This is a genomic window from Mycobacterium noviomagense (genome assembly GCF_010731635.1).
Lineage (GTDB): Bacteria > Actinomycetota > Actinomycetes > Mycobacteriales > Mycobacteriaceae > Mycobacterium > Mycobacterium noviomagense.
In genome coordinates, this window is sequence record NZ_AP022583.1 from 2,138,944 (window position 1) to 2,159,441 (window position 20,498).

At 64.3% G+C, this 20,498-nt stretch carries 15 protein-coding genes and 2 pseudogenes; 9 read left to right on the top strand and 8 right to left on the bottom strand.

Annotation, left to right across the window (positions count from 1 at the left end; genetic code table 11):
• Positions 1–60 precede the first annotated feature (60 nt).
• Positions 61–993 (bottom strand): LysR family transcriptional regulator, encoded by a 933-nt coding sequence (locus G6N15_RS09850; protein WP_083088734.1) that lies wholly within the window; start codon positions 991–993, stop codon positions 61–63.
• Between the two features lie 239 nt (positions 994–1,232).
• Between G6N15_RS09850 and G6N15_RS09855 the strand changes: the two genes are divergently transcribed.
• Positions 1,233–1,445, top strand: a complete 213-nt coding sequence (locus G6N15_RS09855; protein WP_083088733.1) for a TOBE domain-containing protein — start codon at positions 1,233–1,235, stop codon at positions 1,443–1,445.
• A 67-nt stretch (positions 1,446–1,512) separates the two neighbouring features.
• Here G6N15_RS09855 and G6N15_RS09860 read toward each other — a convergent pair whose 3' ends face one another.
• Positions 1,513–1,908, bottom strand: coding sequence for a hypothetical protein (locus tag G6N15_RS09860; RefSeq protein WP_232070390.1), 396 nt, complete (start codon positions 1,906–1,908; stop codon positions 1,513–1,515).
• Between the two features lie 444 nt (positions 1,909–2,352).
• Between G6N15_RS09860 and G6N15_RS09865 the strand changes: the two genes are divergently transcribed.
• The 5 genes from G6N15_RS09865 to G6N15_RS09885 all read left to right on the top strand — a co-directional run bounded on the left by G6N15_RS09865 (position 2,353) and on the right by G6N15_RS09885 (position 8,033).
• Complete coding sequence (locus G6N15_RS09865) at positions 2,353–4,116, top strand: GMC family oxidoreductase (RefSeq protein ID WP_083088767.1); 1,764 nt, start codon at positions 2,353–2,355, stop codon at positions 4,114–4,116.
• A 137-nt stretch (positions 4,117–4,253) separates the two neighbouring features.
• Positions 4,254–5,708 carry a catalase gene (locus G6N15_RS09870; RefSeq protein WP_083088775.1) on the top strand — a complete coding sequence of 485 codons (1,455 nt, stop codon included), beginning with the start codon at positions 4,254–4,256 and terminating at the stop codon, positions 5,706–5,708.
• A 78-nt stretch (positions 5,709–5,786) separates the two neighbouring features.
• On the top strand, positions 5,787–5,942 hold the full coding sequence (locus G6N15_RS09875) for a hypothetical protein (RefSeq protein WP_163748015.1): 156 nt from the start codon (positions 5,787–5,789) through the stop codon (positions 5,940–5,942).
• A gap of 62 nt (positions 5,943–6,004) precedes the next feature.
• Positions 6,005–6,505 (top strand): Dps family protein, encoded by a 501-nt coding sequence (locus G6N15_RS09880; protein ID WP_083088776.1) that lies wholly within the window; start codon positions 6,005–6,007, stop codon positions 6,503–6,505.
• A 373-nt stretch (positions 6,506–6,878) separates the two neighbouring features.
• On the top strand, positions 6,879–8,033 hold the full coding sequence (locus G6N15_RS09885; RefSeq protein ID WP_083088806.1) for an NAD-dependent formate dehydrogenase: 1,155 nt from the start codon (positions 6,879–6,881) through the stop codon (positions 8,031–8,033).
• Positions 8,034–8,138: 105 nt separating this feature from the next.
• On the opposite strand, the pseudogene G6N15_RS09890 reads toward G6N15_RS09885, so the two are convergent.
• A pseudogene (locus tag G6N15_RS09890) lies at positions 8,139–9,007 on the bottom strand (alpha/beta hydrolase family protein).
• Between the two features lie 192 nt (positions 9,008–9,199).
• Here G6N15_RS09890 and G6N15_RS09895 point away from each other — a divergent pair.
• Positions 9,200–10,079, top strand: a pseudogene (locus tag G6N15_RS09895) (helix-turn-helix domain-containing protein).
• A 41-nt stretch (positions 10,080–10,120) separates the two neighbouring features.
• On the opposite strand, the gene G6N15_RS09900 reads toward G6N15_RS09895, so the two are convergent.
• The 3 genes from G6N15_RS09900 to G6N15_RS09910 all read right to left on the bottom strand — a co-directional run bounded on the left by G6N15_RS09900 (position 10,121) and on the right by G6N15_RS09910 (position 16,144).
• Positions 10,121–11,575 carry a lipase maturation factor family protein gene (locus G6N15_RS09900; RefSeq protein ID WP_083088777.1) on the bottom strand — a complete coding sequence of 485 codons (1,455 nt, stop codon included), beginning with the start codon at positions 11,573–11,575 and terminating at the stop codon, positions 10,121–10,123.
• Between the two features lie 83 nt (positions 11,576–11,658).
• A complete protein-coding gene (locus G6N15_RS09905) occupies positions 11,659–15,963 on the bottom strand; it encodes an alpha-(1->3)-arabinofuranosyltransferase (protein WP_083088807.1) in 4,305 nt (1,434 codons plus the stop codon).
• A gap of 7 nt (positions 15,964–15,970) precedes the next feature.
• Positions 15,971–16,144, bottom strand: coding sequence for a DUF2613 domain-containing protein (locus G6N15_RS09910; protein WP_071700116.1), 174 nt, complete (start codon positions 16,142–16,144; stop codon positions 15,971–15,973).
• 144 nt (positions 16,145–16,288) lie between these two features.
• Here G6N15_RS09910 and G6N15_RS09915 point away from each other — a divergent pair, with 144 nt between their 5' ends.
• Positions 16,289–17,437 carry a glycoside hydrolase family 3 N-terminal domain-containing protein gene (locus G6N15_RS09915; RefSeq protein WP_083088778.1) on the top strand — a complete coding sequence of 383 codons (1,149 nt, stop codon included), beginning with the start codon at positions 16,289–16,291 and terminating at the stop codon, positions 17,435–17,437.
• Between the two features lie 97 nt (positions 17,438–17,534).
• Complete coding sequence (locus G6N15_RS09920; RefSeq protein WP_083088779.1) at positions 17,535–18,170, top strand: TetR/AcrR family transcriptional regulator; 636 nt, start codon at positions 17,535–17,537, stop codon at positions 18,168–18,170.
• Here the strand turns inward: G6N15_RS09920 and G6N15_RS09925 are convergent.
• Together G6N15_RS09925 and G6N15_RS09930 are read right to left on the bottom strand one after the other, a co-directional pair.
• Positions 18,167–19,009, bottom strand: a complete 843-nt coding sequence (locus G6N15_RS09925) for a MaoC/PaaZ C-terminal domain-containing protein (RefSeq protein WP_083088780.1) — start codon at positions 19,007–19,009, stop codon at positions 18,167–18,169. The two genes, G6N15_RS09920 and G6N15_RS09925, sit on opposite strands and share 4 nt — an antisense overlap.
• A gap of 2 nt (positions 19,010–19,011) precedes the next feature.
• Positions 19,012–20,376 carry a 3-oxoacyl-ACP reductase gene (locus G6N15_RS09930; RefSeq protein WP_083088781.1) on the bottom strand — a complete coding sequence of 455 codons (1,365 nt, stop codon included), beginning with the start codon at positions 20,374–20,376 and terminating at the stop codon, positions 19,012–19,014.
• Positions 20,377–20,498: the final 122 nt, after the last annotated feature.

Below are 20,498 nucleotides of genomic sequence, written 5' to 3' on the forward strand. Positions count from 1 at the left end.
GGATGACAACTGCCCAAGACCAACCGGCAGGAGCGCAAGTTCTTTGGCGATCGTTCTCGGTCAGCGCCGATACAGGCCGCCAAGCCGCTTGGCGAAAAACTCACCCAGTTTAAGGTGTTGCGCGCTCGCAACAAACGCGCGGGCCAGCGGCGATCGGGGCCCCTTGGAATTAACGGCAGCGGCGATCTGCGTCTCCAAGCTTGGATCGACGAGTTCGACCGCGCGAAGGCCAGCACTCATCAGGTTGGTCCACAGCCAGGTCTGCGGGACGATGCACGCCCTGTCACCACTAGCGGACTGCGCGAGCAACGTAGAGACCGAGTCGGTCTCAACTTGCGGACTCACAGTGATGCCATGGTGGGCAAAAGTCGCGTCGATCACCTGCCGGACACGCATGTCCGGGGTCAACAGCGCCAGCGGGTATTGGCCCGCATCCACCCACCGCAGTGTCAACGCATCTTCAGCAAGCATGTCTGTCGGCACGACGAATACATAGCGATCCTCGTAGAGCGGTACAACGTCCAAACCTTGGCTCTCTTCGGGCGCGACGGGGGCGATGGCGGCGTCGAGCTCGAACGCCCGCAACCGCCGGTACAAGTCGGAGGTGGCTAGTTGAGAACGGATTTGTACCTTAGCCCGCGGATGCGCTGAACAGAATGACGAAATCACCAGTGACGATGTGGTCGAAGCGGTCGGTATGGTCCCGAGCCGGAGTGTGCCGGCGATTTCCCCGGACTGCATCGCGCGAAGCTCGGCCCGGAAAATATCGTGCTCGGCCAGTATTCGTTTGGCCCACACCAGCAGCCTCTCTCCCTCAGGAGTAAGACCCTCGAAGCTGCGTCCGCGCTTGATCAGCGTGACATCCAATTCGCGTTCCAGCTTCGCGATCGCGGCCGAGAGCGCGGGCTGCGACACATAGCACTTCTCGGCCGCCCGAGCGAAGTGCCGCTCCTCGGCGACCGCGACGAAGTACTCCAGCTGCCGGAAGAGCACGAGATCTCCTTCCAAGGCTGCTACTGGGCCCGATCAGCCTAGTGTCCCGGATAAGGCTGGCAGCTGCGGACAAATCTGACAGCTCCTCACGCTGATCGGTAACCTCCTGTTGCCTAACACGACGTTGCCGCCGGGGATTTCGCACGACATGGCGCCAGCTGACGCTCGAGGCTGAAACTGCAACGCCGACCAATCCGCGGGCCTATGCTCGTCGCAAACCACCGATATGGAGGACTGCGATGCGATTGTCGACTCGAAACCAGCTCAAAGGGACCATTACCGATGTTGACCTCGGCAACGTCATGGCGATCGTGAAGGTTCGGCTCGATGGCGGCGACCAGGTTGTCACATCCTCGGTCACCAAGGATGCCGCGGAAGACCTCGGTCTGAAGGCGGGTCAGCCTGCGACGGTGTTCATCAAGTCGACGGAAGTAACGATCGGCGTCGATTGAGCACCCGGCTGTCACGCTGCGCTGTTTGCGCTTGACACCCAACACGGTGTGCTAGTGCAGGTTTCGACTATCTGTACCCCTCTAGATCCGTCTTCTCAATTGATTGTGCAAGCTGTTCGCCCTTGTCTGTGAGCTGCAACCACACCGAAAACATCCATCGCTCGGGGTCATCGTAGTGTCTGACGTAGACGAGGGAAATCTTATGCATCGAATGCTCGAGCGGGTCAGTCCAGGCAATGAAACGTTCAGGGGAGTGTTCTTTCTCCTGGGCCATGCCTCCCAGCCTGACCAGGCCATCGCTGACCAACGAGCGAATGACTTCCAGGGCCTCGTTCTGGACTTCCGAGGGTGATGCCGCCGGGTTCTGCTGTCTGACATGCCAATCGACAGCATTGAGATCCAATATATTACCGAGGCCGTCGAGGAGTAGTCCGTGGCGTGCCTTCTCGCGCGGCGTGCTCATCGCTGTTCACCTTGCATATCGCGAATCGTTCTGTCCTCACGCTACCGTTCGGGTTTTTCCGCAAAACCTCCCTTCCCGGGTTGCTGAAGCAATCTCAGTGTCATACGACGGCCTCCAGGGCGTCCAAGAGATGTTTCCGACTGGTTGATAAATCCGATCGATCAAGCCTTGGCTGTTGGGATCTGCACGCGTGCCGGTTGCCATCGGGGTGGTCATTCCCGGACTCGCCGTGTACTGGTCACAGGATGCTCCAACCTAATCACGTACTACCGCAGTCGAATTCGCAGAACCTACCCTGCATTGAAGCATTCAGCGGAGTCGTTACTTCATAAGCGGCGTGCATCGACCAATAACTTCTGCGTCTTGGACGGCCGACAGGACGGCCGACAAGACTAGTGGCGACGGCCAATGGCTCGCGTGCAAACCCAGTCCGAGGAGAAACTCATGTTAGAGGAACAACTCAGCGCCCAGGACGGAGCTCGCTTCGACTTTGTGATCGTTGGCGGCGGAACGGCGGGTTGCGTCGTCGCCGGCCGTCTTGCCGAGAACCCCAATGTCAACGTCTTGATCGTTGAGGCAGGCATCGGAAACCCCTGGGACGTTGAGCTGGTTACCACTCCGTCACTGGCTATGGAAATCCGCGGCACTGCGTCAGACTGGAACTACAAGGCGATGTTCGTCAACCGGAATGTTTGGCAGCGCATTGACAAGCAATGCACCCGCGGGCGGGTGCTCGGTGGTAGCTCCTCTGGCAACTACTTCAGCTGGATTCCTGGCTGCAAGCCGACCTTTGATCGGTGGGCGGAATACGGTGGGCAGGAATGGAGCTGGGAGCCGCTTGTCCCGTACCTCCGCAAGAGCGCGACCTACCACTGCGACCCCAAGGATGCCAAGCGTTACCCCGCCGAGCTCGAGAAGATCGGTGCCGGTGGCCCCATCCCCATTTCTCATGCCGACATCCCTGAGTTGCAAAACTTCCGCGACGCTCTCATAAAGGCGTGGACGTCGCGTGGGTTGCCCTTGACCGAAAACATTTATGACGGTGAGATGAACGGCCTCACCCATTCGATCAACAGCATCTACCAGGGCCAGCGCTCCGGCAGCTACCTGTTCGTGAAGGACAAGGCCAACATCACGATTTTGTCTGAAACTCGCTCGAAGCGTCTGATCATCGATTACGCCGATCGCACGTGCAAGGGTGTGACGGTCGTCGACGCTAGCGGCAACGAGCGCAACTTCTACGCCAACCGTGAAGTCATCCTGTCCCAAGGGGTCTTCGAGAGCCCTAAGCTGCTGATGCTCAGCGGTATCGGTCCTGCCCGCGAGTTGGCTAAGCACGGTATCGCCGTGATTGTCGACTCTCGCCACGTCGGCCAGCACCTGCTTGACCACCCCGGAGTGCCCTTCGTGCTGCGCATCAACGACGGCTTCGGTATGGACGACACCCTTATACGCCATGGTTCCAAGTACGAAGCTGCTGTTGCCGCCTACCGGAAGGACCATTCCGGACCCATCGGCTCGGGTCTGCTGGAAATGATCGGTTTCCCCCGCGTCGACGAGTACCTGGAGAAGGACCCCACTTACCGCGAGGCCAAGGCCGCCAACGGCGGGCTCGACCCGTTCTCTCCGGAGGGACAGCCGCACTTCGAACTCGATTTTGTCTCGATGTTCGGCAGTGCGTTTCAGTGGCAATACCCGACCCCCGAGGAAGGTGACCACCTCACGGTGATGGTTGACCTGGTCCGACCGGTGTCCGAAGGCGGTGAGGTGACACTCAACAGCGCCGACCCGCTCGTGCAGCCCAACATCAACCTGAACTTCCTCGCCGATGAGCTTGACATCATTGCCTTGCGTGAGGGCATCAGGTTCACCTATGACGTTGTCACCAAGGGTGACGGCTTCAAGGACCTCGTGGTCAGCCAGTACCCCTGGGATATGCCTCTCGATTCGGACGAGTTGATGAGGACGTCTATTCAGGACCGCGTCCAGACGTCATTCCACCCATGCGGTACCGCCCGGCTGTCAAAGAACATTGACCAGGGTGTGGTCGACCCGAAGCTCAAGGTCCACGGGGTCAACAACCTCCGTGTCATCGATGCTTCGGTCACCCCCGTCATCCCTGACTGCCGCATCCAAAACCATGTCTACATGATCGGCGAAAAGGGCGCGGACATGATCAAGGATGACCACAAGGACCTTTTCAAGTAACGCGCCCACCTTGACCTATCGGCGGGGCGCCCCCACGACCCAACCCGCCCCGCCGATTCCAACTCAATTGCCTTTCAGGGCCTCTGCACGGTATTGGCGTAGCTGCCTTGAGATTTCAAATGCAAGGAGATAGTGAAATGGCGGATAACTACACCACGACGAATGCGGGTGCTCCAGCGCCGAGTGACGAACTATCGTTGTCATTGGGCCCCGATGGGCCAATCCTGTTGCAGGATTCCTACCTTATCGAGCAGATGGCTGCGTTCAATCGGGAGCGGGTGCCGGAGCGTCAGCCGCACGCCAAGGGGGCTGGTGCGTTCGGTCGTTTCGAGGTCACCAATGATCTGAGCGCCTACACGAAGGCCGCGGTGTTCCAACCGGGAGCTACGACCGAGGTGTTTGTGCGGCTCGCGACCAATGCCGGTGAGCGCGGCAGCGCCGACACCCTGCGGGACACCCGGGGATTTTCGGTGAAGTTCTACACCACCGAGGGCAACTTAGACATCGTCGGCAACAATGTGCCGATCTTTTTCATCCGCGATCCCATCAAGTTTCCGCAGTTGATCCGCTCGGCCAAGCGCCGCGCGAACAACAATTGCCACGACCACAACATGCAGTGGGATTTTTGGACGCTGTCGCCCGAGACGGCTCATCTGGTGACGCTGGTGATGGGGGACCGCGGTATTCCCAAGACATTTCGGCACATGAACGGCTACGGCCTGCACGCGTTTAGCTGGATCAACACCGCTGGGGAGATCTGTTGGGTCAAATACCACTTCAAGACAAATCAGGGCATCCAATGGTTGACCCAGGAAGACGGGGATCGGCTGGCCGGCACCGACCCGGACTGCTGCATGCGCGACCTGCATGAGGCGATCGCGTGCGGGGAGTATCCGAGCTGGTCGCTCAAGGTGCAGATCATGCCGTTCGCCGACGCCAAGACCTACCGGCTCAATCCGTTTGATGTGACCAAGGTGTGGCCGCATTCCGACTATCCGCTCATCGATCTGGGCACGATGACGCTGGACCGCAACGTCACCGATCACCACACCGAGGTGGAGCAGGCCACCTTCGCGCCCCACGACCTGGTGCCCGGCACCGGGCTAAGCCCGGACAAGCTGTTGCTGGGGCGCAGTTTCGCCTACGCCGATGCGCACCGCTACCGCGTCGGGGCCAACCACAACCAGATCCCGGTCAACGCCCCTAGGTGTGAGGTGCGCAGCTATTCCAAGGACGGGCAGATGCGCTTTGTCAACTCCACCGACCCGGTGTATGCCCCCAACTCCGTCGGTGGGCCGAAGGCCGATCCCGATCGGGCGTCCGAGGTGCGCTGGTCGGCCGATGGAGAGATGGTGCGCGCCGCCTACACGCTGCGGCCGGATGATGACGATTGGAGTCAGGCCGGCACCCTGGTGCGCGAGGTCATGGACGACGCGGCACGCGAGCGCCTGGTGCACAATGTCGTTCATCACGTCTCCGATGGCGTGAAAGAACCCGTGCTGTCCCGAGTCGTCGAATACTGGTACAACATCGACGCCGACATAGGCAAGAAAATCGAGGACGGTATCCGCGCAGCCAACCTGAGCCGGTAAAAAGCGGAAGTCGCGGCACCCAGTGTCTACCGCTACGGTGCACCTTGAAAGCTGTTCCACCGTAAATGCCGGCGCGATATGGCGGAGAACAATACAACGACCTCCCACGACGCTCGCGACCGCGACCTGGTCACGCTGGTGACCGGCTGCAGCCAGCACATCTCAACGCGGCTGGCATGGCTACGAATGCGGATGAAAGCCGAAGCGCCGCAGGCGCTTCTGGTCGCATCCTGACTTCGGCATTAGGTTGAAATACGCGGTTTCCGGCGCCACCGATACCAGGAAGGGAATCTGTCATGACCACTTCAGTTCCGAGCACCCGTCGTGACGTCAACGATGTGCACATGTTCCAAGCTCCTGATAGCTTGCCGCAGAATCTGCAGAAGGTACTCGTGGACTTGATCGAGCTGCACCTCCAAAGCAAGCAAGCGCACTGGAACCTCGTCGGAACGAACTTCCGAGATCTGCACCTACAACTCGACAGCATCGTCGACACGGCACGCCGAGCCAGTGACACGATCGCCGAACGTATGCGGGCTCTTTGGGTCGTTCCGGACGGACGCTCCGACACGGTCGCGGCGACCACAACTGTCCCCGCCATAACACCAGGAGAGCTGAACACCACTGAAACGGTCGACACGATCACCGACCGGATCTATGCGGTGGTGGACACCATGCGCACAGTGCATGACGACGTGGGCGCCGCCGATCCGTCGACCGCTGACCTCTTACACGCCATCATTGATGCCCTGGAGAAGCAAGCCTGGATGCTTAAATCCGAAAACCGCAAAGCGTAAGTTATCCATTTGATCCGTTGAACTTGGGCGCAAGTGGTTTCGTCGTCTAAGGCCTGCTATGACAGCGTGGGATGCATGATCAAGAAGCAAGTCAAGAGAACTACCAGGTCAATCTGCCAACTGACAAACAGCTTTTCAACTACTTTGGCATCTCCCAGGTGCAAAAAGCAGTGGCGCAGTGTCAACGTGAAGTGGCTCAGGCGCGACGACGGTGCACTCGTCGCAAGCGACAGCCGACGCTTGATAGAACGCGGATACCGCCCGATAGCTGGCGCATCTTGGACTCCCCGCCAGATAAGGGATCACACTGGTTGTGGCGGCTACCGGCTGATCGGCTGATGGCCGTCCCGGAAATTGCATTTGAGGAGAAGTGATGGCGAAGTGTGTGATGGTTTTGTATCCCGATCCGGTCAACGGATACCCGCCGAAGTACGCTCGCGACAGCATCCCCGTGATCAAGAGCTACCCGGATGGGACGTCGTTGCCGACGCCGTCGAAGATCGACTTCACGCCCGGCGAACTGCTCGGCTGTGTATCGGGGGCGTTGGGATTGCGGAAGTTTTTCGAAGAGAACGGCCACGAGTTGGTGGTGACGTCGGACAAGGACGGTCCGGACTCAGAGTTCGAGCGGGAGCTGCCCGATGCCGACATCGTGATTTCTCAACCGTTTTGGCCTGCGTACATCACCAAAGAGCGGTTCGCCAAGGCGCCTAAACTCAAGCTGGCGCTCACCGCTGGCATCGGATCGGACCATGTGGATCTTGACGAAGCGCAAAAGCGCGGCGTCACCGTCGCCGAAGAAACCTGGAGCAACAGCGTCAGTGTCGCGGAGCACGCGGTGATGCAGATCCTGGCGTTAGTGCGGAACTTCGTCCCATCGCACCAATGGATAGTCGACGGTGGCTGGAACATTGCCGACTGTGTGGAGCGTGCCTACGACGTTGAAGGCATGGATGTCGGGGTGATCGCCGCCGGCCGCATAGGACGGGCCGTGCTGGAGCGCATGAAGCCGTTCGGAGTGCACCTGCATTACTTCGACGTTCATCGGTTGTCGCCCGAGGCGGAGAAGGAGCTCAACGTCACGTACCACCCCAGCGTGGAATCGCTGGCGAGCTCGGTAGATGTGGTGTCGATCCACTCACCGCTGATCTCGCAGACCCACCGCATGTTCAACGAGAAACTGCTGAAGAAAATGCGACGCGGCTCCTACATCGTCAACACCGCCCGGGCCGAGGAAACCGACCAGAAGGCGATCGTGGCGGCGCTGGAAAGCGGCCACCTCGCCGGCTACGCCGGTGACGTGTGGTTCCCCCAGCCGCCCCCGACGGACCACCCGTGGCGCACTATGCGCAACAACGCGATGACGCCGCACGTATCAGGCACCACCTTATCAGCGCAGGCGCGCTACGCCGCCGGCACCCGCGAAATCCTCGAAGACTGGTTGGCCGGCAAGCCCATCCGCTCGGAGTACTTGATCGTGGAGGGCGGAAAGTTCGCCGGCACCGGGGCGAAGTCCTACCAGCAGTAGCCGCCCACATCCAACCATCCGCGGGCGGCGGATTATCGGAAGCCGTCCGATTCCAATTCAATATTGGCTGGTCTTGAACGCTCTACTGGGATAGCACGCGATTGGCTATGCAGCGTGCGTGTTGAACCAATCCATCGGCAGTTCGGGGTGCTCGCCGAAGTAGTTGTAGCCGTCGAAGCGTCGGGTTGTTCCCTCGATCCAGTGCAGCTTCTTCTCCTCCGCGGGGATGGCGTCATAGATCGACTGCACATCCTCTGGGCGGGTCATCGAGTCGTGGTGAACCTGCACCACCAACGTGGGGATGCGGATCGACTTGGCGTACTCGATCGGCGACTGCTCGGACAGATGGAAACCGGTTCGTTCGTGGACCGCCTTGGCGAATCGCTCGTATCCGTCCGGAATGTTGTTGGCCCTGACGAACTCCTCGATGACCGGGTTCGCCGACACCGGCTGCAGCAGGATCAGCGACTTGATGTGCTCGAACTCCTCCGGGTGCTTGGCCATCGCGACGCAGGTCGAGTCACCGCCTAGGCACACGCTGAGCAGAAACGTGGTCATCGACGCGGTGTCTGGACGCGACTGGGCGTAGCGCACCGACCCGATCACGTCGCGATACTCCAGCAGACCGATTCCGGCGGTGCCGCCGTTGCGTGCTCCGCTCAGCCCGTGGTTGCTCATGTCGTAGCACAAGATGTTGTAGCCGGCGTCGTGCAGCGCCTTGTACTCGGGCAGGAAGTTCACCTCGAATCCACCCAACCCACCGAACTCCGGCAGATGGCCGGGATAGCCGTACCGATTGCCGGGCAGAAGTGGTTATGGATGATCAGCTTGTCCGAATCGGCTGGGATGAACCACCCTTCGAGCGGAACGCCGTCCATCGAGGGAAAGAACACCTCTTCGTACTCCAGGCCCACCTCCCCGGGACGGCGCAGCACCGGTGCACGCCGGCCTGCCGTCGTGCCCGTCACCCACATGTCCACGAAACTGTCGAGGGCTGCTTGACCCTGCTGGTCCTGGTTCGCCATGGCGGTGACTTCCTCGATGTCGACGTGAATGCGCTTGCCACATCGACGCTACGCAGGACCGGACCGGAAAGGCAGGTGCTGGTCCTAGGGGTACTGGCGGACCCTCCCTGCGACCGCGGCCCTTTGCCTACTGTGTTCCACATGGACATCGCCCAGGACATCAAGGGCTTCCTGGTGTCCCGCCGCGCGAGAATCACGCCCGAGCAGGTGGGCCTCCCGGCAGGGCGGCGACGGCGCGTTCCGGGCTGCGGCGCGAGGAAGTCGCACAGTTGGCCGGCGTGAGCATCGAGTACTACACCCAGATCGAGCGGGGAAACGTCACCGGCGTTTCCGACGCGGTGCTCGATGCCGTCGCCAGTGCGCTACGACTCACCGAGGCGGAGACCACGCACCTGTTCGATCTGGCCCGCGCCGCTACCACTAAGGCGGGTAGGACGCGGCTGCGGCGCACCGACCGGGGTGTCCCGGACGGGGTGCAGGCGTTGCTGGACAGCATGGTCACCGCACCGGCTGTCGTCATCAACGGCCACCTCGACATCGTCGCCGCCAATGCGCTTGGGCGGGCTCTGTATGCACCTGTCTTCGACCGGGCGACGGCGACGCCGAACCTGGCCCGGTTCGTCTTCTTCGATCCCTGCGCCGACTACCTCTTCCCGGAGTGGAACATCGCCGCCGATGATGCCGTGCCCTGCTGCGGGCCGAAGCTGCGCGGTCCCTGCACTCGACAGCTGTCACCGGACGTGTTGGGGAACTCGCCACTCGCAGCGAGCAATTCCGTACCCGCTGGGCAGCGCACAACGTCAAAGCACATCGTCACGGCGTCAAACGATTTCGGCACTCGGAGGTCGGCGAACTTTCGCTCACCTACAACGCCTTGGACATTACCGCCGCGGGAGGGTTGACCATGATCGGCTACACCGCGCAACCGCACTCACGGTCCGAAGAAGCCTTGCGTTTACTCGCCAGCTGGACCGCCACCGACCACGCCGCCACTGACGCCGAGCAAAGCACCGATGCATAGGTCGAGGCGGAATAAGCGCTGCGGCAACGTTATTCGAACCGTCAGTCGCCGGACGCCGGTGATGTTTTCGCCCTGCCCAGCGTGACCGGCCCGACGTATTCGCCAATAGGCGTGCGGTGCCACCATGCCCGGTCGCGCAACAGCTCACGCCAGGTGGTGTAGCGATACTCGTAGAACTGGACCCGCAAATACCGCGGCGGGGAATCGGGGAACGGATTGTGGCGCAGGAGGCGCAGCGTCGCCGGATCGTTTTCCAGCAGCCGCACCAGCAACGGACCCAGCCACCGCTCGGCGTACAGCGGTGAGATCGCAGCGAACCACATGAGCCAGTCCAGCCGCAGGTGGTATGGCGCCCATTGCGGCGGCAGCCGGCGTACATCGCCGGGCTTGCCCTTGAATTCGTATTCCTTCCATCCGGTCTGCTCGGTGACCTCCGGCTCATCGGTGCCCTCGATGACTAGCTCTCGGCGGATCCGGCCGATGCTGCCGAAGGCGCCGTAGGTGTTGATGAGGTGGAAGGGGTTGAACGACATGTTCATCCGCTGTTGGCGGGAAAGCATGTTGCGTATCGGCCAGTAGCTCAAGAACAGTGAGAACACCGTGAACGCGATCACCAGCGCGGCGAACCACAACGGCGGGCCGTGCCACACGGGGTGCTTGGGCAGCGGCAGCACCGTCGCCCACGACGAGTCGTCGATCACGCTGCAGCCCAACAAGATCGTCAGCCAGTTCAGCCAGGCGAAGTTGCCCGAGATCACCAGCCACAGCTGGGTGACGACGACGATCGCACCCGCCACACTGGCGACCGGTTGCGGGGCGAACAAGCCGAACGGCACCACGAGTTGGGCGAAGTGGTTGACCGCCACCTCCAACCGGTGCAGCGGCTTGGGCAGGTGATGGAAGAACCAGCTCAACGGCCCTGGCATCGGCTGAGTCTCGTGGTGGTAGTACAGGCAGGTGAGGTTGCGCCAGCACAGGTCGCCGCGCAGCTTGATCAGCCCGGCGCCGAACTCCAGCCGGAACAGCAGCAAGCGCGCCAGCCACATCGCGAGCACCGGCGGTCCAACGTGCTCGTTGCCGAGGAAGATCGCGAGGAAGCCGGTCTCCAGCAGCAGCGACTCCCAGCCGAACGAGTACCACGTCTGCCCGACATTGACGATCGACAGGTACAGCACCCACAGCACCAGCCACATCGGCATCGCCGCCCACAACGGCACAAGATCGGCGGCGCCGGCGACGATCGCGGCCGACAGCGCCGCGCCGAACCACGAAATGGTTGCGAAAAACCGGTCCGAATAGTGGAAATGAAACAGGCTCGGCGCCTGCCAAAACGTCTGCCGGGCCAGATAATGCGGTATCGGCAGCATTCCGCGCTCTCCGAGAAGCGCACGGAACTGCCTCGCCGCGGCGACGAATGCGATCACATAGACAGCCGCCACACCGCGCTCGAGTACCAGTCTGCCCAGCCAATATTCCGGTGCCGTAAACCATCCCATGTCCGCAACTCCCGGGACCGTGGACGTTGACAACCGCCTCTCTAGATCTCAGCCTAAAACGCGATGTCGCCGAAGGTCTGCAGTTACTGATCGCGCGATTCTGCGGGCCGCATCGTCACCGATGAAGACACCACCGCCAGCGACACCAGGGCCAGCAGCTGCACCCACGGCGAGTGTCCGACGTAGCCGTCGACCGACCGCCAGGGATGTCGCGACAGCGCTGCACCGGCCAGAATCAGCCCGCCGGCCGTCAAACCGAGCGTGATCGCGTCGCACCATCGCTGCCGCTCGCGCAGCGCATAGCGCAGCGCCAGCGCCGCACCGAACACGAAGAACCCGGCTACACCGGCGATCACGATGCCCGCGCCCAGCGCCGCGACCGCCCCCCACCGCCCGAGAGCCCACGGACGCGCCGGCACGTCGTCGTCACGCCGTCGTCGCGCCGGCCACCACGCGAGCAGGGCCAGCAGCGGCAGCAGAGCCAGTCCACCCAGCAGCCCGGCGCGGTACCACGAATTCGAGACGAAGGTCAGCGTGATCGTTCCCGAGGTGCCCGCGGGCACCACCCAGCCTTGCTGCCACCCGTTGACAGCGACCGGCGTCAACCGTGTTCCGTCGTCGGCGCGTGCCACCCAGCCGGGGTTGATGCTTTCCGGTACCACCAGTACCCGCGACGTGCTCGCCGGGGGCGCCTGGACCTCGCGGCGCGCCGGGCCCCATGCGCCAGTGACGGCGAACGCCTTTGTGGCCGTGGGTAATTCGGATGCTCCGGAAGCTGTCAACGCGGCACCGTCGACCGCGAACGCGTCGCCGGGACTGATGACCAACTCTTGCTGGCCGGCCGGCAGCGCAATGGGCTCACGTTCACACGGTTGGGCTGCCACTGGTTCGCCGTTGAGCAGCGCGCCCACCGTTGTGCGGATCGAGGTGTGCACAAAGCGGCCCGCTATCGCGATGACCGGGCCGTTGCCGCAGTCGACGGTGATTTCCCGCGACCGGTTGCGCCGTGCGTCGGGCGCAGCCACGGGTCGACCGTCACCGCCGAGGACCGCTACCTCGGCCAAGCCTGGTGGCTTGAGCTGGTCGAAACCCAGCGCGGTGCGGTCGATGATGTCCCGCCAGTCCAGCAGGCTGATTGTAACGGTGTCGGTGGTGCGCGGTTTGAGCCGTACTGTCTGCGGGGCCGTGCGGTCGCCTGATTTCAGTTCGCGAACCTGCGGACCGTCGCCGAGGTCGACGGCCACCATGGTCGGGTGGGCCGGCACTGCCGACATGCTCGGGGTGAGCTGCAGTCCGGTCACCTCCGTGGGCCGCGGCAAGGTGAGGGTGAGCGTCGGCGGGGTCTTGTGCGCAACGACATGCTGCGGTGCTGTCCACGCGGTGGCCGGATCACCGTCGGTGGCGGCGTATGCGGAGCCCAGCACGTCGATAAGGTCGGAGTCGCCGCGGGCCCGCACAGTGTCCGGCTCGGTGACGAGGTCGGCCAGCTTGGGGCCCTGCCGTGGCCGCACCCACACCGTCGGCGTCACGGACACCGCCCGCGGCACGCTGAGCGTCCGGCTGAAACCCACCTGCTCTTCGGGGGTCAGTGCCATGGACGCCGCGCAGTGCACGCCGTCGGGTCCCTTGGCACAGCCCGGTCGGCCGAGCGGCTCTGAGCCCAGATCCCATTGCCTGACAACCGAATTCGGTGACGGACCCGGAACCAGCACAGTGTGGCGCAGCTCGACCGGATGGGCGTAGCCGGACGCGTCGTACTGGGTGACCGACAGATCGGTGATACCGAACTGCACACCGGCGGACCCGTCGTCGGTGCCGATGGCGGTGATCCGCACCCACGGCGTTTCCCCGTAGGGCAGCGCCGCAGTGAGCGGCTTGCCGGCCTGGTCGAACCGCAGCGTGGTGGTGCCGTTGACGGTGGCGACCTGGATGCGGCGGATCTGGGCGCCGACGGCGGTGGCGCTGGGCGTCAGGGTGATGACGCCGTTGGTCACCGGATGGTCGAAATCGACCTGCAGCCATTGGCCGACCGCGGCCTGCAGCGCATTGGACACCCACGCCGTCGCCGGGTCGCCGTCGATGGCCGCAGCCGGTGAGGTGGCGGGCGCGACATCCGGCAGCGCGGTGGAGTCCGACGATGAACTCGACGCGCTGAGCCGGCCGCCGTTCCAACCGCCGAAAACCGTGTCGGCACCGGGCACCGGGTAGTCGGGCACCCGGTTGTAGGTGTGCCGGGCGTCGCCCGCGGCGCGGATCGCCGACGAGTGGTTGTCGACGCGGCCGTAGTCAGTCTCGCGGGCCAACGGGGTGTCGGTGACGGTCACCAACGGCACCGGCAGGCCGGCCCGGGCGGCGTCGGCGCTCAGCAGGACCGGGCCCAGCGCGGGTTGGTTGAGCAGGCGGCGTCGTTCGTCGAGACGCAGCAGCACCTCGGGGCCGCCGTCGACGCGGGCCAGCTGGTCGGTGTCGGCGAAGTAGGGCGCGCCCGGATTGCCGGCGGCGGCGACTCGGTAGATCTCCACCGCGGGATACCGCGGCCGCAGCCCGCTGTCGGTGACGAACCCCGACAGCGCGCCGGCACCGACCGGCGCCCCGAACTGTGCCACCTTTTCCAGCCCCGGCGACCCGGCGATCGCCCGGTGCACCAGAATCGGCCGCGCCGAGCGCGACGTCTGCGGGTCCAGGTCGTTGCGCACCACCACATACGAAATGCCTTGGCGGGCAAGCGTATCAACCAACCCCACTGATGGCCGCCCGGCGGCGAACAACCGCTGCACCGAGTCCAGGGCCCGGATGGTTTGCGGCGGCGTGAGTGGGATGGAGTCTCGGACGCCCCACGGGCTGTCACCCAACACCTGCAGCGGCTCGTCGTGGCTGGTGCCCCAGACCTGGGTCGCGAACGGCGCGCCGGGAACCACCAGCACCCGCCCGCGCGTCGGGGTGCCGGTGTTGTGCTCGGTGAGCCAGTCGGCGGCGTCACGCCAGTACTGCGGTATCGCGCGGAAGGTGCCCGGCGGCGCAAGCCGACCAGTCCAGGCCAGCGACGTGCCCGCCAGCAGCGCGATGAGGACGACGATGCCGACCGCAACCCGCTTGTCGCGTTCGGGATGAGAGAACGCGGCGACCCATTCGCGGACGGGCGTGCTGCCCGGCAGCGGTACCCGGCCCAGCAGCTGAGCCAGACCCAGCACGACGGGAATACGGATCAGCGACTCCAGCTTGTGGACGTTGCGCAGCGGTGCGCCGCCGGCGTCGAGAAACGCCTGCACCTGATGCGCCACCGGTGAGCCCAACCCACCGGAGTAGCCGGCGCCCAACAGCGTCACGCCGATCAGCAGCATCGTGACCAGCCGCCCGCTTCCGGGCGCGGCGCGCCCGGCGAGCCCAGTCAGTCCGGCCAAGCCGGCGGCCGCGACCAGGCAGGTGGCCAGGATGGCCACCGATCCGGTCACCAGCGGCGCGCCTGCGGTGGCGTGGGGTGCCACGAACGGCGTCCAGCTGTCCGTTCCGCGCAGCACCTCGACCAGCGATGACCATTGGGTGGTGACGCCGGAGGATTCGATGAAATCTAAAAACGGCGGGCTGATCCGGGCCAGCAGAATTAACGCCACCAGCCACCACAGCATCGCCAGCGCCAGGGCCAGCAGCCACCACGCGGTATAGCGCCACCACACCCGGTTCGGGCGATGGCATGCCCACCAGATCACGGCGGGTAGGCAGCCCGCCAGCGTCGCGATCGCGTTGACTGCGCCCATCAACGCGACCGCGAGCCCGGCCTGCCCGGCCAGCCGTCGCACCGATCTGCCCGGCTCCGGGCGCAGCGCCAGAATCGTCGGCAACAGCACCCAGGGGGCCAGCATGATCGGCAAGGTTTCCGACGAGATGGACCCCAGGGTGGTCAGCACCCGCGGCGACAACGCGAAGGCCGCAGCGGCGATCACCCGCGAGCTGGGGCTGCCGATGCCGAGCGCTTCGCCGACCCGCAACAATCCCCAAAACCCGACCGTGAGCAGCAGCGCCCACCACAACCGCTGGGTGACCCAGCCGGGTAGCCCGAGCAGGTGGCCGGCCAGGAAAAAGGTGCCGTGCGGAAACAGGTAGCCGTAGGCTTGGTTCTGAGCCTGGCCGAACGGCAGCTCGCTGTTCCACAGGTTGGTCGCGCGGGCCAAGAAGCGCAGCGGGTTGGCGGTCAGGTCGAGTTTGGTGTCGGGGGAGATCTGCCCGGGCGACTGCGCGAAGCTCAGCGCCAACGCGACTGCTGCGACCAACCACAACCAACGGCGTGGTAGCGGCGCCGCAGCCGACTGTGGAAAGGCAGCGTGGCTCGCTGCGCTCGATCTAGATCCGGGTTGCCCCGCGCTTCCCCGGGCCACCACATCGGCCCGCATCATGGGGCTACGTGCGGTTGCCGTACTCGACCCGGTTGAGCACCGACGACTGCGGATCGCCACCGGGCAGCGGCGGCTTGGTGTCCTGTTGCACCATCAGCGTGATCCCGAAGATCGCGGCGGCGCCGAGCAGCAGACCAACCACGACGCTAGCCGCCGCAGGCGCAACGAACCGGTTCATCGGTGGCTCCTCGAAATTGCACTCGTGGGTTGTCGCCAACCTAGCAGAAATCCCATTCCCGGCCGGTGGAGCGGCCGGTCGGTGGGCTTAATGCCGCATGTGGCCTCATGCCGTCCCCGATCGGCGTCGTGACAGCATGGGCTGATGTTTGTCGCCCGCATACTGGCCGTGCTGGCCGCCGTCTCAGTGCTGGCGGGATGCAGCCACGCCGAGCGCCCTGCACCGTCACGGCAGCCGAGCCCTGGCGCCTCAGCCAAACCGGTACCCCCGGCATGTGGGGATGGGACGGCGATGCTGGCCGCAATGTCGACCCGCGACAAGCTGGCCCAACTGCTGATGGTGGGAGTGCGCAACGCCGGCGATGCGAAAGCCGTTGTGGCCAACCATCACGTCGGAGGCATCTTCATCGGCAGCTGGACGGATCTATCGATGCTGACCGACGGGTCGCTGACCGCTATCGCTCGAAGCGCAGGCCCGTTGCCGCTGGCGGTGAGCGTTGACGAGGAGGGTGGCCGGGTGGCGCGGCTGTCCCCGCGGATAGGACCGGCCCCATCGGCCAGGGTGCTGGCCCAGACGAAAACCGCCGATCAGGTGTACGGCATGGCCCTGGACCGCGGCCACAAAATGCGCGGCCTGGGCATCACCATCGACTTCGCGCCGGTGGTCGACGTCACCGATGCCCCGGCCGACACGGTCATCGGCGACCGGTCGTTCGGATCGGATCCGGCTGTCGTCACCGCCTACGCCGGCGCCTACGCACGCGGTCTGCGCGACGCCGGGCTGCTGCCGGTGCTCAAGCATTTCCCCGGCCACGGGCACGGCTCCGGTGACTCGCACACCGGAGCCGTCACCACACCGCCGTTGGCCGACCTGCAACACGACGATCTGGTGCCGTATCGGACGTTGGTCACCGCCAGCCCCGTCGGGGTCATGATCGGTCACATGCAAGTTCCCGGCCTGACCGGGAACCAGCCGGCAAGCCTCAGCCGGGCCGCAGTGCAGTTGCTGCGCACCGGCGGCTACGGTGGCCCGCCGTTCGACGGGCCCGTTTTCAGCGACGACCTGTCAAGCATGGCCGCGATCTCGGACCGTTACGGCGTGGCGGAGGCGGTGTTGCGGACGTTGCAGGCCGGCACCGACACCGCGCTGTGGGTCACGACCGACGAGGTGCCCGCGGTGCTGGACCGACTGGAGAAGGCGCTGGCCGCAGGCGAGTTGACGGCGCAGGCGGTCGACAAATCGGTGTTGCGGATGGCCGCGGTGAAGGGCCCCAACCCGGCCTGTCGCCGGTAGAGCATGTGGGCGGCAAGCCCATTGCTTACTCTGGAGTCACATAACGTCGGATGACAACTCGGGCAGCTCAAGCTCGGCAGTTCGCGAAGGACAGCAGATGGCAGGTGGTACCAAACGGTTGCCTCGTGCTGTCCGCGAGCAGCAGATGCTCGATGCGGCCGTCCAGATGTTTTCCGTCAACGGCTATCACGAGACCTCGATGGATGCGATCGCCGCCAAGGCCGAGATCTCCAAGCCGATGCTGTACCTGTACTACGGGTCCAAAGAAGAATTGTTCGGTGCGTGCCTGAACCGCGAACTGTCGCGCTTCATCGAAGGCGTGCGCGAGGACATCGACTTCGAGCAGAGCCCGAAGGACTTGCTGCGCAACACCATCGTGTCGTTCCTGCGCTACATCGACGCCAACCGGGCGTCGTGGATCGTGATGTACACGCAGGCCACCAGCTCGCAGGCGTTCGCTCAAACCGTGCGCGAGGGCCGCGAGCGGATCATCGAGCTGGTCGCCCGCCTGCTGCGCTCGGGCACCCGCAATCCCGAGCCGGACACCGACTTCGAGATGATGGCCGTGGCGCTGGTGGGCGCGGGCGAGGCGGTGGCCACCCGGCTCAGTACCGGCGACACCGACGTCGACGAAGCGGCCGAGCTGATGATCAACCTCTTCTGGCGCGGTCTTAAGGCCTGGCCGGCCGATCGCGACGCCGGCACCGCATCCAAGGTCGCAACCGGCTCTTAGAGCGCGCGCACCGTCGCGGTGAGATATGGGTAGCGCTTGGTGATATTGCGCAACGCAAGATCCCAGCCGTCGTCGACGCGCTCCACGTACAACCCGGCCGTTGCGGGCAGCACCATCGGTTTGCCGAACCGCACCGAATAGCTCACCGCTTCCGGAAGGCGGGCCTCGATATTGGCCAATATCGCTGCGGCACTGAACATTCCGTGTGCAATCACAGTCGGGAACCCGAACAGCTTGGCCGCGATCGGGTTGGTGTGGATCGGATTGTGGTCGCCGCCCACCGCCGCATAGCGGCGAATCTGCCCGGGACTGACTCGCAGCACCACGTTGGGCGGCGGCAATTTTGGCTGCTTTTGCGGCGGCGGTTTGGGTTCGTCGGACAAACTGGTGCGCTGCTGGTGCAGGAAGGTCGTCACCTGGTGCCACGCCTTGTCGTTGCCGACGCTGACGTCGGTCACCAGGTCGACCAGAAGGCCCTTGCGGTGTTCGCGCAGGTTTTCCGCGTGGACCTTGATGCCGACGGTGTCGGTCACCGTAATGGGCCGGTATTGGGTGATGTGGTTTTCGGTGTGGATGGCTCCTATTGCGGCAAAAGGAAAGTCGAACGCGGTCACCAGTGACATCAACGTCGGGAAGGCCAACGCGAAGGGGTAGGTCAGCGGTACGGTATCGCCGTAGCGCAAGCCGGTGACCGCAGCGTAGGCGGCCACATGCGTGCGATCGATCGGCAGGTCGTCGACGCTGATCGTCCGGTCGGGCAGCCGGTCGTCGCGGGGAACCAACGGCAATGCCCCGGCCGCCGCTCGCACCAGGTTTTTCAGCCCACTCGGTTGAGTCACGCTCACGCTCCCAGCATTGCCTGGCCGCAGACGCGAATGACGTTGCCCGTCACCGCGTTCGACGCCGGGCTGGCGAAATACGCGATGGTTTCGGCGACGTCCACCGGCTGGCCACCCTGGAGCAGCGAATTCAGTCGGCGGCCCACCTCGCGGGTGGCCAGCGGAATGGCCGCGGTCATCTGCGTTTCGATGAACCCTGGCGCCACGGCGTTGATCGTGATGCCCTTCTCGGCGAGCCGGGGTGCCAACGCCTGGGTGATGCCGATCATGCCGGCCTTGGTGGTCGCGTAATTGGTCTGCCCCCGGTTGCCCGCGATACCGGCCATCGACGACAACCCGATCACCCGACCGCCTTCGCCGATCGAGCCGTTACCGACCAGCCCTTCGGTGAGACGAAGCGGCGCAAGCAAATTTACGGCCAGCACCGCGTCCCAGCGGGCATCGTCCATGTTGGCCAGCAGCTTGTCACGGGTGATGCCGGCGTTGTTGACCAGGACGTCGGCGTGACCGTTGTGGTGGTCGCGCAGATGCTGCGTGATCTGGTCGACGGCGTCGGCGGCAACCACATCGAGGGTCAGCGCGGTTCCCCCGACTCGGCTCGCGGTCTCGGCAAGCGGCTCGGCAGCGGCTTCCACGTCGATGGCCACGACGCGCGCGCCGTCGCGGGCGAACACTTCGGCGATTGTAGCGCCAATGCCTCGGGCGGCACCGGTCACCACCGCGACCTTGCCGTCCAGCGGGCGGTCCCAATCGGCCGGTGGTGTGGAGTCGGCCGCACCGACGTAAAACACCTGGCCGTCAACGTATGCCGATTTGGCCGACAGGATGAACCGCATCGTCGACTCCAAACCCGTCAGGGCCGGTTTGGCGTCCGGCGAAACGTAGACCAGCTGGACCGTCGCCCCGCGCCGCAGCTCCTTACCCAGGGAGCGGGTGAAACCCTCCAGCGCACGCTGCGCGATCCGCTCGTCGGTACTGCCGGCGGCCTCCGGGGTGGTGCCGACGACGACGACGCGGCCGCAGGCGCCCAGGTTGCGCAGCACCGGGGTGAAGAACTGATGCAGGCCCTTCAAACCGGTCGGTTCGGTGATCCCCGTGGCGTCGAAGACCAGCCCGCCGAACGAGTCGGCCCAACGGCCGCCGATGTTAGCGGCCACCACCTCGTAGTCTCGGTCCAACGCCGTCCGCAGCGGCTCGACGACGCGGCCTTCGCCCCCGATCAGCAGGGAGCCTTCCAGCGGCGGATCACCGACCCGGTAGCGACGCAGCGATGGGGGCTGCGGAACACCGAGCTGCTTGGCGAGAAACGACCCAGGACCGGAGTTGACGACCTGCGAGAATAGATCGGATGAGAGCTTCGGTGCCACTGAGCTGCCTTCCGTGTGAGTACGTGCCTTGGATCGAACAACGTGTACCAACGACGAACTTACTCCAGAGTAAGAACAGTGGGTAGTATGGCCTTCATCGGCGGACCTATTTCACATCGACA

What these genes read in the sequence shown, in the direction of transcription:
- G6N15_RS09855 (WP_083088733.1), top strand. Translation starts at nt 1,233, where the DNA reads ATGCGATTGTCGACTCGAAACCAGCTCAAAGGGACCATTACCGATGTT.
- G6N15_RS09860 (WP_232070390.1), bottom strand. Translation starts at nt 1,908, where the DNA reads ATGAGCACGCCGCGCGAGAAGGCACGCCACGGACTACTCCTCGACGGC.
- G6N15_RS09865 (WP_083088767.1), top strand. Translation starts at nt 2,353, where the DNA reads ATGTTAGAGGAACAACTCAGCGCCCAGGACGGAGCTCGCTTCGACTTT.
- G6N15_RS09870 (WP_083088775.1), top strand. Translation starts at nt 4,254, where the DNA reads ATGGCGGATAACTACACCACGACGAATGCGGGTGCTCCAGCGCCGAGT.
- G6N15_RS09875 (WP_163748015.1), top strand. Translation starts at nt 5,787, where the DNA reads ATGGCGGAGAACAATACAACGACCTCCCACGACGCTCGCGACCGCGAC.
- G6N15_RS09880 (WP_083088776.1), top strand. Translation starts at nt 6,005, where the DNA reads ATGACCACTTCAGTTCCGAGCACCCGTCGTGACGTCAACGATGTGCAC.
- G6N15_RS09885 (WP_083088806.1), top strand. Translation starts at nt 6,879, where the DNA reads ATGGCGAAGTGTGTGATGGTTTTGTATCCCGATCCGGTCAACGGATAC.
- G6N15_RS09900 (WP_083088777.1), bottom strand. Translation starts at nt 11,575, where the DNA reads ATGGGATGGTTTACGGCACCGGAATATTGGCTGGGCAGACTGGTACTC.
- G6N15_RS09905 (WP_083088807.1), bottom strand. Translation starts at nt 15,963, where the DNA reads ATGCGGGCCGATGTGGTGGCCCGGGGAAGCGCGGGGCAACCCGGATCT.
- G6N15_RS09910 (WP_071700116.1), bottom strand. Translation starts at nt 16,144, where the DNA reads ATGAACCGGTTCGTTGCGCCTGCGGCGGCTAGCGTCGTGGTTGGTCTG.
- G6N15_RS09915 (WP_083088778.1), top strand. Translation starts at nt 16,289, where the DNA reads ATGTTTGTCGCCCGCATACTGGCCGTGCTGGCCGCCGTCTCAGTGCTG.
- G6N15_RS09920 (WP_083088779.1), top strand. Translation starts at nt 17,535, where the DNA reads ATGGCAGGTGGTACCAAACGGTTGCCTCGTGCTGTCCGCGAGCAGCAG.